We start from the raw sequence: 12,090 nt of genomic DNA, 5'->3' as shown, positions 1-12,090 counted from the left end.
GCTCGCCATGCGGTTTTCGACCACAGACTGCTCATACGGCGTCAACTCATACGGCACGCTGACGCGCGCGACTCGGATGCCAGGATAAAGCTGACCGAGGAGCTTTCCCTCGAGCGTATCCTTCCGTCCGAGCTTGGTTGGCTTGCGGGTCACTTCACCGGACGCATCGATCCTAAGTTCGAGAATGAGCTGTTGATCGAGTGCCGCGTTTTGTGTCCTGTTCGCTGTCATGTTCTCCTCACTTGTCTGGCGCTTCGAGACGAAGTGATTAGAGACTTGGCTGAACGCCGGTCTTCAATCTCTTCGCCTGGCCGCCCGGGTTAGGGGTGGGTGTTAACCGAACCAGGCTTCGAGAGTGCAAACCGGGTCAGCGGAATTCCTCATCGCACTTGAGCGATAAGGCGTCAATGAGGCGACACGAGCCGTATTTCAGGTTTGTCTCCTCTTTGAATCCGAACTGACCGGTACTACTTATGTCGGCGCCTTACTTGCGCAGGGGCCGCTTTACCAATGTTGGAGATCCTCCATCGATCTCCGCTTCCGCCTTGTAGGCGAGAACCGTGTAAATCACGCCATTCTTTGACTGAAACGCTTTGATCAGAGCCTCCCCTTCGCTTGCCACTTCCGCACCAAGCTCCGGTTTCTCAATCGACGATCCGTCCTTGGCGAGAAAGTATCGAACACCCTCCTCCGCTTCCCGGCGAGATTTGCGCGTGTTCTTAGGCTTCGATACCTGTGTCGGTTGCGGCAGTATCTCCGCCACCCGAGCGACCGTAGTTGCCATCACTGACCTCCCTTGTTTTGACCTGTGCCACTCTCCGGAACAGCATCGGGGGAATTCAGGATGCGGTCGCGGCGCTCGCCGTCAATCGGCCGTTCGCTGTAATCCGCAATCCAGAGCCCGTCCGGGTTCACATCCGAACGTTTGTCCGCGATGAGGCGCACCCGATACTCGTTGACGAAGTGGTCCGTTGTCTCTGTTCCGTTGGTCAGATGATGAACGTCTTTCACGCCATAGACCAGATAAGTGAGCGGCCCACCACCGACTGCTTCGATCTCGCGCAGATGAAACGCAGACTGGATTTGCCCATCGTCGATCTTGCCTCGCGTATTGTCGTCCGCAATTGCCTTCAACGTGTATGCGCGCAAGTTGCGCGTCATCATATTGAGGCTGCTGGCCCAGTGGTCGTCCACGTCCGCGGGCGAATAGTTAAGGTAGCTCGATAGGAATCGCTTCACGAAAGCTTCATCAAGGAATTGATCAGTCCCTGCGGTCGCGATATCTGTAACGGCGCCCTTTGCGGGTTCGCCCAACACCGAAGCGTCGCCGTTCGGGCCAATACGAATTACTGTCGGCGGCTGCAACCGAACGAAGACCGCAAGCCCGATTGCAAGCAGTGCAATCGGGATGGTCAAAAAAGCGAGGAGCCAGGCGCAATTCGCATTCGCTCTGAGCGCCCCATCCATCTCGTAGTACTTCGGCCTTGAAAATGTCGCTTCGTCCGATACAGCAGCGCTGGTTTTCATGATCCCTCCTATTCGTGCTCCGTACCTCGACTGGCCACTCCGGCGATGCTTCCCGCCGCAATGCGCGCCGCATGGTAGGCAGTCCAGGTTCCCAGGTTGTAGCGATGCACGCTCGGTCCTCTTTTCACGGCCGCTGTTGATCTGGTCACGACCTTGGGCGTCTGCCCACCGGTATTCAGCTGACTCGATAGGTTGCTGGAGTTTTCCGAGGCAACGGTGATTGCGCCTCCGCTCTCCTCCACGGCGCTGCTTGTGCCCATCACGTCACTAATGGAATTGCGAATCTGGTCGGCATGGCTCTCCAGCGAAGGATTGCCGCCGCCGAGCGATAACCCACTTGTGGTAGAGGAAGAGGAGGCAGGTATCGGCTGCGGCGGTACTGGCTGGTTGCCGCCCGACGCTCCCGCAAGTGCGCGCGCAGATCCAGCGGTCGCAGTTCCGGAGGATGCTCCAGCCGAAGTTGCACCTGCAGATCCCGCTCGCGCTGCAGCAACGCCGGCCGCTGCTCCCTCAATGCCGGCAGCGCCAGCGGTTAGCGCGGTGACCGCAGTGCCCACCATAGCAACCGCTGTACTCCCTACATCGCCGCTCACAATCCGCTTCGCGACGAAGGGAATGACGGCAATTGCCAGAGAATAGACAATGCTCACAATGCCAATCAGAATCGAGCCTTCGAGGTTACCAAGCCCTCCGAGAAAATTGTTCTGGTTAAGCATCTGACCAATCTGGCCCATCTGCACTGCACTTAACAGTGCACCGAAGCCGCCATAGAGTATGGGCCATGCATTCCAGATGAAGATGTTTTCTACATATGACTTAGCGAGCCGGTTCGCACCGCCTAGAGGCATGAGAGCAATCACAATCGGACCGAAGATGTACAAAATGCTGCCGTAGAAGATATAAAAGAACCCAAAAATGACAACGACGATCGGATAAAGCAAATAGGCAACAAGAATCAAAAGACCATCAAGGAGCCCAGGAATGTCAGCCGTTATGAGCCCCCATAGCTTTTGATAACCCACCTGGCTGAACTGGGTCTGTAGATCGCTCTTCCAATTGTCAAGGAGATTCAAGGCTCCTGAAGCATCGCTGATCCAGTTGCCTCCATTCACAAAGCCCTGGTTGACTGTAGTGAATATGGTTCCGTAGTTCATCACAACTACCGCGGTGACCACATACTTGATAAGGTTGGTGCCCAATCCACGGACGTCCCCACCGTGCAGCGCCGATTGATAGACCTGCCACAGAAAGCCCACGAGCAGGACTACATACGCTACGTTTTGCATCCCGGAGGTAATGCCGGTCGAGTCGATGCCTGACCTTGCCTGCGTCAGGAAGCGCTCGAAGAGATTTAACTGCGTCGCCTGGAACAACGCGAGCATCAATGCGGGATGAAATTGAGTGAACACCATGTCGGTCACCGATTGGTCAGCGCCCCGTTAATGAGGCCGTTGTTGTTGGTGTTGTCCGATGTCGCGAGTTTTGAGCCCTTGCTCTGGTTGGCGAGATCGATGCCGCGAGTCCGCATCAATTCCGCCAGCGCAGCCTGCGTGTAGGCATTCGCACGTACGACCCACACGTCAGCCTCGGCCTCCAGAATCTCTGCGCTGCCAGGAGCCGCTTCCGAAATCTGCTGCCCCATTTGGTTCGCTTCGCTCAGTTCCGCATCGGCGAGGGCATCGATCTCGATGGCCCGCTTCATCGCGTCCTGCGCCTGCGCGTCTGTCATGTCGGTCATCGTTCTCACCTGGGAGGATGCCGCGTTTTGAGCCATGACAACGCCATACACATTTTGAAATTGACCGGATAGGATAGGGACATTTGCCGCATTCCGGGAAAGCAGTAGGGATTCTAGATTCTGCGACCGCGGTAGCGTGGCACTCGAAACATTCACACGGAACATGCTGCTAACGTTGTTGAATTGATTCTCGAACTGCACCACCGAGGACTTCGCCTGGTTGATGGCTGCGAGTGGGTACATGACTTGTTGTTCGTACTTCGCTATGCTTTGTTCGTTTTGGTTGATGACCCTGAGCGGCGCGGCGATATAGGTATTCATCAACGACTGCATCTTGGATAGCGCCGCCATGATCGCGGCCGTGTCGATGCCGAACTGCCCGTTCGCATGCGTCGGCAGGATTGCGGCCACTGCGAGCACAACCACTGCCACTTTAAGCAAGGTTGGTTGGTACCAGGGTTGCGCCTTGCTATCGATCGCTTGGACACTATGTACAGGTCTAGCCAATTCCTGCGCTAAAGCTGGTTTACGCTGCCAGAAGAATGACCTGCGCTGCTTGTTCGGATTGTTCTTGGGATCGGTCATCGAAACCTCCTTAATGTGCGGTCAGCGCCCCAGTTATAAGGCTGTTGATGCCGCCGGTTGCGGCCGTGCGGCGCTTAACGAAAACGTTGTCGTGTGCGACGCGGCCTGCCTCCTGACGCAACTCCGCCGCGAGCATCTTCTGCATGTATGCCTGACAGCGGAGATTGGCGACTTGCGCTTGAGCCGTAAGGAACGGATTGGAACCGGGAGTACTGACTGCGACCTGATTCTCCATCTGGTTTGCGGTTTGAAGGATGACATCGGCGCCCTGGTCAGCGATGAGCGTTGTCTTCAGGTTTTCCTGGCCTAGGGCGTCGTCGACATCCATCATCACGCGGTCTTGTGGGGAAGCGGCATTTACCTGCGGGATAGCACCGTAATTCGTAGTGAAGCTCGCCTGCAATGCTGGGATCTCGGACGAAAGCCTGCTATGCAAGATGCTCTCGAACTGTTGCGGGCCGGGAGTCACTGCGCTTGTGAACGGCATGTTGAACACCTGATTCATCTGCCCACCAAAACTGTTGATCGAGTAGGCCACAAAGCCGCGAGCCTGATTGAGGGCCGCCAATGGCGCTAGGGTGGTCTGATACAGCTTCTGCGTTTGTTGCATGATCTGATTGATTTGGCTCAGCGAACTGCCAATGTCGTTTTGGATGGAACTGAATATCGAATCGAAAACGCTAAGGAATTGCCCGTGGGCGTATTTCGGCACGAGGACAAAGGCTTCGATCAGAAGGATGCAGGCGACGATTCTCCTTCGCCGGTGCCCCCCACGCCGCCGATTGCGCTTGTCCTCGGCGATGTACGGCTCACCGTTCAGAAGCAATCTCTGCTGATTTTGCGGCATGTCCTTCATCGGCTTATCGCCTCCTGCATTTCTTTCGAGAGTTCGACCGCCAAAGGAGCCAAATCCGCCAGCCCCCTCGGATATTGCGCGGCAAGTTCTTCGTAGGCTTGGATGAGCGGTAGTGACTGGTGCTGATGCAACCACCATTTCCGAAACGCTCGTTCACGTGCGTATGTCGTGGTGATCCAATAGTCCACTGGGCTCGGAACAATCCGGATCGCATGCGTTGATTCTGCCTTTTCCCCAATCGCAATCAGAAACTCAGCGCTGTGACCTTTCTTCGGGTGCGCGAAGGTTTTGATCTGATTCAGTGCCGTCTCGTTCAGGTGGACATGTTCGCGCAGAGCAGTCATATCGCCTGGCTGTTTGCCAATGATTTTCGTAGTCGCGTTCTTGACGATTCCTGCGCCGTGCTCATTGGGCTTGTCAGGTGTGCCAACAAAGTCTTCAGGTGTCTGGCTGATCCCCCAGACGCTGGCATTGCGTTTGCGGGCTGTGCGGAAGAGTTGCACGACGACACTGGCCAGGATCGGCGACTCCAGAAGCGCCCAACACTCATCGAGCAGGACAATGCTGGGTTGTCCAGTCATCCCTGATGCGCGGTACGTGGCCGTGTGCGCAATCAGAAGGCTCATGGCCCGTTCGAGGCGCGGATCGTCCCTTAACTTCTCAACATTGAAGTAGAGCCACGGATTGTTTAGCTGAACCGTGGTCGGCCGGTCAAAGAGGCGTGCATACGGACCCTCATCAACCCAAGCCCGCAGTTTGGTCGAGGCCATCTGCGCCATCGCATTGATCTTCTGATTGCGATCCCGATCCTGCCAGTGGGCCAGTTCGGCGGCCAGATCGCCGAACAGCGGAATCGGGTTCGACGTCTTGGCGCTGCACCGCTTGTAGGTTGAAGCGATGGCTTCAAGCAGGACGCTGTCGAGCAGGTCGATGTCGAGGTCGGGCGGCGTATTCTCGCCCAGCATATGCCGGGTAAGATTTTTGAGAAACGAGATCTGGTCGTTGGAAGGCCTGTCTTCGCCTCTGGGCAAGTCCCAGGGATTGATCGTTTGCTCCGAGTTGAGCGACATTTCGATCATCTCTCCGCCCATCAGCTCCACCAATGGTTGATAGGAGTCACCCCGTTCGAGGATGGAAATGAGCGGATTCGCGCGCGCCGCCATCAGCAGCATTTGTTGAGCAGCGAGAGTTTTACCGCCGCCGCTCTTTGCCATCAGCAAGCCGTTCGCATCGGAAAGATCCGGATCGAACATCGAGAACGGAATGAGCTGGCGATAGGGCGTCTCAAAGAGAATGAGCGGGCTCCTCCGTGTCCCGGTCCAGGGCATCTCTATTGGGACAAGATCGGCGGCATTGGAGGTAAGCATGTCCTGATCGCGCTTGTCTGCCTCGGCCATGCCCGGCAACGTCCCCAGAAAGATGCGCAGCTTTGCGATCGTCTCGGCCACGGCCTTTGCGCCGTTCATGTGCGTGAAGCCGTTCAGCACTTCCTGCGTGCGGTTGGCGAGTTCGCGCTCCGATCGTTCGAGATCGTGCAAGGTGATTGCCGGCTGCGAGGTGCGCACCACGACAGAAAGACTGAGCTTGGCAGTCTTGAGAGAGGAGGAGATGATGTCTCGCTGCACCTGGATGAGCTGCGCCTGAGCTACCTCGGCCTCGGGATTCGATTTGAAGTTTCCGTTGGCGTCCTTTTGCGCAGCGGTCATCTTCTGCAGGCGCTTCTTATAGCTCTTGAGAACCTTTACCTGGTCGGGGATCACGATCTGCCCACTGACGACTACCGGGAAGCCAAGTGTCGAGAAGTTCTGCAGCATCCCCGGAAAAGTCGCATCAGGGAGCTCTTTCAGACTGACAACGGCGTAGAGATACCCATCGATATTCAGGTAGTTCTCGGTTTCGTTGAGAATGCTCGCCTCGACTGCCTGGGACCTCGCGCTCCGATACTCGATCATCTCTTCTGGAGGCACATACGGCCGCCGGTCGCGCCGGCTCGGGTGCTGCGCATGCTTCAACTCCTCAAAGAGTTCTTGTGTAGAGAGTCTCCGGGGCCCGAGGTTGGCCGCCTCCATCGACCCCTCGATGCCCCGGAGGATGGATTCGAACTCGGCCAGGTAGGTCTCGTGCTCCTTCCGCGCACGCTGGATGGCCTTGTTCTGGCTCAGAGTGAATCCACCAAGACTGCGGTTCTGTTGAGTGGAGTGGTAAAGCTTCGCATGTATGCGCGGATCCCAGATCAGATACACATGAAGCCGATTCTCGAAGAAGAATCCACTGTTCTCCTTCTGCCGCCACATCCGGAGCCGATGAGAATCAAGCGCCATCACCTCCGACTGCTCAGTCCGTTGTTCGTGAATGTAACTATTCAGAAGATCTCCGAGATGCTCAGAAATCTCGTAGCGGAACTGAACGCGCATGCTGACATCGGGAACACTGCGAAAAAGCGCTTCAAGCATCGACTTCGACTGATTGCGATCTCCGTCCGTTGCGAAGTATGCGAGAATGCCTCGCAACTCGTAACCAGCGACGAAAGCCCCATTGGTGCGCACCATGATGTTGTCTCCGAATGGGAGATCGCGCAGAGGCAGCAACTCGCATACCGCCGGTACTTTGAGCGCTTTATCGTGTTCTGCTTGGGTCACCGGCATAGCTAACGTCTCCTTCTAGAGTTCCGCCCACCTCAATCTGCAATTGCTGCTCGACGATGCGCGCGAGTGGCGCGATCTCTTCATGAAACCGCGCTGCGAACATCACGCACGCGAATGTGACACGGGCCGCTTCGGCGTCTAGAACAGCAATGACCATTCCGTTTCTCTCGGTTGTGATCGATGCCTGCATCCCTATTCCTCCTCTTCGATCACGTAAGGTTGGGTCAACTCCGAATCCCGTTCAAGCGCACACCAGGCCTTGGGCGAGAAGAGCGAGCGGGCGAGGTCGGTGAGATAGCCGCGCGGCCTCCCATACTTGAACAAGATCAAGAAAGGCACAGCCAACGCCGGGACGATGAACTCCATGAAGACGTTCAGCGGAATTCCGAACACATGCGCATTGCCATTCACGAAGTGCGCAAGGAGATTCATCAGCGCTGCCAAGGCGAGCACAAGAATCAGGTCCTCGAACTCCAGGCCAAGGAACGTCACCTTGGTGTGGAGGTTGCGGTGAACCGGCGTCATATCGAGACTCATGACATCACCCTCCGATTCCATGCGCTTGTGTCACCATCGATTCGGCCAGGCGCACCATCCCCGATACCATCAGCGCGCCAATGGCCGCGACGAATTTTCTGATCCAGGTCGAACCCGGATAGATTTCCGAAACTACGCCTGCCATGTGCATGGCCATCGCTGCCAACTGTGTGAGTGCAAACATGGGCAAGATCACGTTAGCTGTCCAGCTCACCAGGTTCATCGTGGCCATCCAAAATGCGTCGGCATTCGTCGCTCCAGCGTGTTGCACGAAGCCTTCCAGCGCCCGCAACATCCCGGAACACATCAGCGAAGCAAATCCTCCGTACAACGGCTGCTCGAAAGGAGCACCCTTGCTGTAGCGATACACGGCTCCCGCAAAGAACAGTCCGGCCATCGTGGGCATCATGGTGTTACCCGCCCAGGATGCAAGGTTCGTGATGGCTCCATCGAGACTCATACCCTTCTCCTCATGCTGCCATTGCCCGAAAGAGCGAGAGAATGCCGCTTACGCTCAGGAAAGAGATCGCGGCGAAGACAAGCCTGCTCCAGGGTCTGTGCCGCACGAAATTGATCACCGCTCCCACACATGCGAGCCCCGCCGCAGCCGGCAGAATCTGCCCGGCGATGTAGTTCCACAGGGAGGCGAGCATGTCAGTCATCGCGTACTGACCTCCTGAGTTCCATCCCTGAAAGAGCTGCATCGTCGCCGAGAGCGACATCAGAAAAAGTGCCGCAATGATCGAGCCAAGCGGGTTCTCGCCTGCGGCCCCATCAAGGGTCGCTTTCAGAACGAAGTACGCCGCCAGGATCGGCACCAACTTCGCAACCACGATCTGATTCACGAAATTCTTGAAGACTGTCTCCATGCTCGCCAGCCAACTCGTGCCCACCGATCCGCTCGCGGACGGAATGTTGATGCCCTGCACCGCGATCCACGACAACAGTTGCGGAAGTGTCAGAAGAACGACGGTCCACAGAATCCACTTGCCGGCCCGGCCGTTTACGTGGAAGTTGATCCCGCCTTCATGCCGTAAGCTCACCCCCGCGGCGGCCAGCGTGCAGAACGCCGCCGGCACCGCGAGATCGAGCAGCAACTGGAGAAGGTCGAGGAGGAACTGTGGCGTCTGCATCGCTCTGCGCCTCTACTACTGAATGCCTTGCGCCTGAGTGATGAAACCCTCGGCCATGCGTCCGAGACCGGAGATCACCATGAGGGCGACGCCGCTGACGCCCCAACCCATGTAGCCACGCCCGGACTTGAAGTGCCATCCCGCGATGCCGAGGCAGGCGACTGCGATCACTGGAGCAATGACATTGCAACCCCAGTTCACGATGTTGAGAACCGTTCCTTCGACAGTTGTCGCTTGTTGACCTTGCACAGCCTGTCCGAATTGCGGGGAGGTTCCGAGGTTTTGCGCTCTCGCAGCGAAGGGCGCGAGCAGGTTGCCAACAAGGATCAAACTCAGGCCCATCTTGATGGCGAGGTGCAACCAGTTGATCTCGTCGGGGCGATGAAAAACGTGCGTGGAGTTGGGAGCGGACACATGCGAGCGCCGCCAGAAGGCCGGTACAGTTCTCATAGGTTTTCTCTCCTGGACCCGGCTGCACTCACGGCATCCGTGTCGAATCAGAGAATGAGTGGGAACCGAAACTCGGTCAAATCGGTTGGCGGTGCCAGGATGGGCCGTCGTTCTATCTCCAGTCGCATGAGTAGGTTCAGCAGACTGAGAGACGCCAGCTAGGGCCTCCGCCCACTGGTGGGTTGGATAAATATGGAGAAATCGAGCTAAAATTTCAATCGAGGAGCCCGGTGTCGCAAGCTGTCGCCAGGTCATGGACAACGGCATGGCATCCGTTTCGCAGTTGAACCCGTATCAATGCGACCAATGCGGTACCGCGAACATCGTGGCTGCGCCCGTCCTCTATCAACAAGGCACACACACGTACTCGACCAGGTTCCATTCGGGAACAACCCAATCCTTTTCCGCGCAAGCCGCTGGCCCGCCAGATCCACGCGGATATGGACGCCCTCTTCTGCTTTGGGGAATACCAATATGCTTTACCCTCTTTTGGGGATTCGTCGGTCTAGTCGGCATTCTCGATCACTCCAAGTCCGCCACAAGCTTGGGAAGCACCGCCGCAATTCTTTTGTTTCTCGGTTCCGCCTGCATTGGTGGAATGCTCCTGAGCTTCAGCAAGATCGCACGCTACAATCGCGAGGTTTATCCACGACTGCGTTGGAACTGGGAGCACACCTATATTTGCAGGCGTTGCGGACGGTTCCGCTTGATTCCTTCCTAGTCATCCACCGGCTTCGCCGACCCAGGGGAAATGAAGCGGTGCCCCATCCATCGGACGTTCTTGTCTTTGTCCGATGGGTGGGCGTCCGTAGAAGTCCAATGACGAACAAAAGCTTGTTTCTTTGTAGCTCATAGACCTATCCATTTCATCTGGACCGCGATCAGCATAACCCTTGAGTCTCTGAAAGTCTCCGCGCAATCATTGTCATGAGCACGCCTGATTAATTGGGGAACGACGATAACCCAACTCGCACATTGGGGCATTTGGAAGGATCTTTGCTCAATCAGGAAGTGGGTAATCGGGAACGAAAATGCCCCAATCTGCGCACAGGGTAAACGGGACCGTTGTTTACCCATTAGCGAATTGAGTCAACGGGACCGATCTTTGCTCACCTTCATATTGGGACAACGGGCACGAACATTACCCAACTGCGTAGTGGGTCATGCGGACTGATCTTAACCCGAGCGCGAAGTGCGTTCCGAGGGGATACGCATTGCGATTGTTCTATTAGCGCCGCGGCGCAAGAGCAGATGAGCCGCAACGCCCACTCGCCAGTTGAATATGATTGGCCAAACACAAGAACGCCCCGGCACTGAGGCCAGGGCGAAGAAGTGTCGTGCGGTGTGCGGACAATTTATTGAACCGTCGGGTTGACCTTGTGAAGCTCGGAAGGTGTCTGTTCGTGTTTGGTGAATACGACATAGATCTTTGTGTCGGCAGGAACAGAAACCACCACGCGGCTGTTGGCATTGAGGCTCATCACTTCCGAGTCGCCGGCCGTGCCGACATTCTCGGCCAGCCGCTCACGAAGCATGTCGTCCTCAGAGAACGCAGCGCTGGAGTTGTTCCCGGCCACTTCTGCAAGCACCGAACCGATGCCAGATGCCGCCCGCACCAGAAAGTTCTTGCCCGTGTTCTTCCCGTACACGCTTCCTTTGATGGGCCCGAGGTCGAGACTGGTGCCGACGGCGTCGATCTTCTCCCGCGCTCCGTCGAGAAGTTCGATCTCATCGAATTTCAGGCTGACCAATCCGCTTCGGTCGGCCTGCTGAAGTTGGCCATACACGCGCGCTCCTGCGGGAACAATGATCCTGTCGCCGATCGCATAGGTGTATTCGACCACGGCTACCACCGGGGCCTGCACGGCGCTCGATATCTGTGTTTTAAGTTTCGCCTGAATGCGCGTGCCTGGTGTGAGTTCCAGCCGTGGAGCACCATCGTCGTCGGCATTGACCTTTTGTGCAGCCAATACGGGGCCTTGCGTCACAGTCCGCACGAAGATCAGAGACGGCTCCTTGAGGGTGTTTTGTTGCGTTTGCGGCGTCTCTGCGGTGGGACTTGCGCCATAGGGTGCCGGATCTTCCCATTTCTGTTGCGTGTCAGCGAAAGAGGGCACGTTTCCCAGAGAGCTCGCGACAACCAGCTTGCCAGCAAACGGCTTTGTGCCTGCGCTGTTGTCCAGAGTACGTGTCCGCCGAATATCCCCAGGACCGAGCTGCCCACTGCTGTTATCCGGCGCAGGCGTGCGCACGGTATCCATGAGAGGCGTCACACTCCCTTTGGTCGGCGGCGCCTGTTCTTGCTTGGCCTGCTGCGACGGCTGTTTAGCTACCACCAGTTTCTTTGGCGACTTGCCAACGATCGCTGTGAAAACGAAGAAGAGAACCGCAACTGCAAGTCCGCCTCCGAGGAGTATCAGTTTGCCCTTGCTGATTCCTTCAGCTCCCTTGGCGGCAGTTCGCGTTGCAAACCGGATGACAGGTTCCACTTTCTCCGTGCCATCAAGAGGGTCGGGCGCATGAATCGGTCCTTCTGTGGAACTTTGTTCTGACGATTCGCTAATTGGAGTGTTCAGACCCACGCTTCCGTTCCTGTTGTTGTCATTGATGCTCATGGCT

At 56.7% G+C, this 12,090-nt stretch carries 13 protein-coding genes; all 13 read right to left on the bottom strand.

The features are described from left to right. A partial coding sequence (locus VGL22_RS20055) for a hypothetical protein (RefSeq protein WP_465268737.1) occupies positions 1 to 231 on the bottom strand: 231 nt, incomplete at its 3' end. A 253-nt stretch (positions 232 to 484) separates the two neighbouring features. Next, positions 485 to 784 carry a hypothetical protein gene (locus tag VGL22_RS20050; protein WP_465268736.1) on the bottom strand — a complete coding sequence of 100 codons (300 nt, stop codon included), beginning with the start codon at positions 782 to 784 and terminating at the stop codon, positions 485 to 487. Further along, the gene (locus tag VGL22_RS20045; RefSeq protein WP_465268735.1) at positions 784 to 1,527 is read right to left on the bottom strand and encodes a VirB8 family type IV secretion system protein; all 744 of its coding nucleotides are present in this window, start codon (positions 1,525 to 1,527) and stop codon (positions 784 to 786) included. Before VGL22_RS20045 ends, VGL22_RS20050 begins: the two co-directional genes overlap by 1 nt. Before the next feature lie 8 nt (positions 1,528 to 1,535). Continuing rightward, positions 1,536 to 2,948, bottom strand: coding sequence for a hypothetical protein (locus VGL22_RS20040; RefSeq protein WP_465268734.1), 1,413 nt, complete (start codon positions 2,946 to 2,948; stop codon positions 1,536 to 1,538). Beyond that, on the bottom strand, positions 2,945 to 3,850 hold the full coding sequence (locus VGL22_RS20035; RefSeq protein WP_465268733.1) for a hypothetical protein: 906 nt from the start codon (positions 3,848 to 3,850) through the stop codon (positions 2,945 to 2,947). Before VGL22_RS20035 ends, VGL22_RS20040 begins: the two co-directional genes overlap by 4 nt. A 10-nt stretch (positions 3,851 to 3,860) precedes the next feature. Next, entirely contained in the window at positions 3,861 to 4,706 is an 846-nt protein-coding gene (locus VGL22_RS20030) for a hypothetical protein (protein WP_465268732.1), read from the bottom strand. Then, the gene (locus VGL22_RS20025; protein ID WP_465268738.1) at positions 4,703 to 7,255 is read right to left on the bottom strand and encodes a VirB4 family type IV secretion system protein; all 2,553 of its coding nucleotides are present in this window, start codon (positions 7,253 to 7,255) and stop codon (positions 4,703 to 4,705) included. Before VGL22_RS20025 ends, VGL22_RS20030 begins: the two co-directional genes overlap by 4 nt. A 67-nt stretch (positions 7,256 to 7,322) precedes the next feature. Then, entirely contained in the window at positions 7,323 to 7,541 is a 219-nt protein-coding gene (locus VGL22_RS20020; RefSeq protein ID WP_465268731.1) for a hypothetical protein, read from the bottom strand. Positions 7,542 to 7,543: 2 nt separating this feature from the next. After that, entirely contained in the window at positions 7,544 to 7,888 is a 345-nt protein-coding gene (locus VGL22_RS20015; RefSeq protein ID WP_465268730.1) for a hypothetical protein, read from the bottom strand. Between the two features lie 4 nt (positions 7,889 to 7,892). Beyond that, positions 7,893 to 8,348, bottom strand: coding sequence for a hypothetical protein (locus tag VGL22_RS20010; RefSeq protein WP_465268729.1), 456 nt, complete (start codon positions 8,346 to 8,348; stop codon positions 7,893 to 7,895). A gap of 10 nt (positions 8,349 to 8,358) precedes the next feature. After that, positions 8,359 to 9,021 (bottom strand): hypothetical protein, encoded by a 663-nt coding sequence (locus tag VGL22_RS20005; RefSeq protein WP_465268728.1) that lies wholly within the window; start codon positions 9,019 to 9,021, stop codon positions 8,359 to 8,361. A 15-nt stretch (positions 9,022 to 9,036) separates the two neighbouring features. Beyond that, positions 9,037 to 9,471 (bottom strand): hypothetical protein, encoded by a 435-nt coding sequence (locus VGL22_RS20000; protein WP_465268727.1) that lies wholly within the window; start codon positions 9,469 to 9,471, stop codon positions 9,037 to 9,039. A 1,355-nt stretch (positions 9,472 to 10,826) separates the two neighbouring features. After that, a complete protein-coding gene (locus tag VGL22_RS19995; RefSeq protein ID WP_465268726.1) occupies positions 10,827 to 12,086 on the bottom strand; it encodes a TrbI/VirB10 family protein in 1,260 nt (419 codons plus the stop codon). Positions 12,087 to 12,090 lie beyond the last annotated feature (4 nt).

The organism is Occallatibacter sp. (genome assembly GCF_036502485.1).
In the GTDB taxonomy this organism is placed as follows: Bacteria; Acidobacteriota; Terriglobia; order Terriglobales; family Acidobacteriaceae; genus Telmatobacter.
The sequence above is the reverse complement of the archived record's forward strand: the minus strand, read 5'-3'. Positions and strand labels throughout refer to the sequence as shown.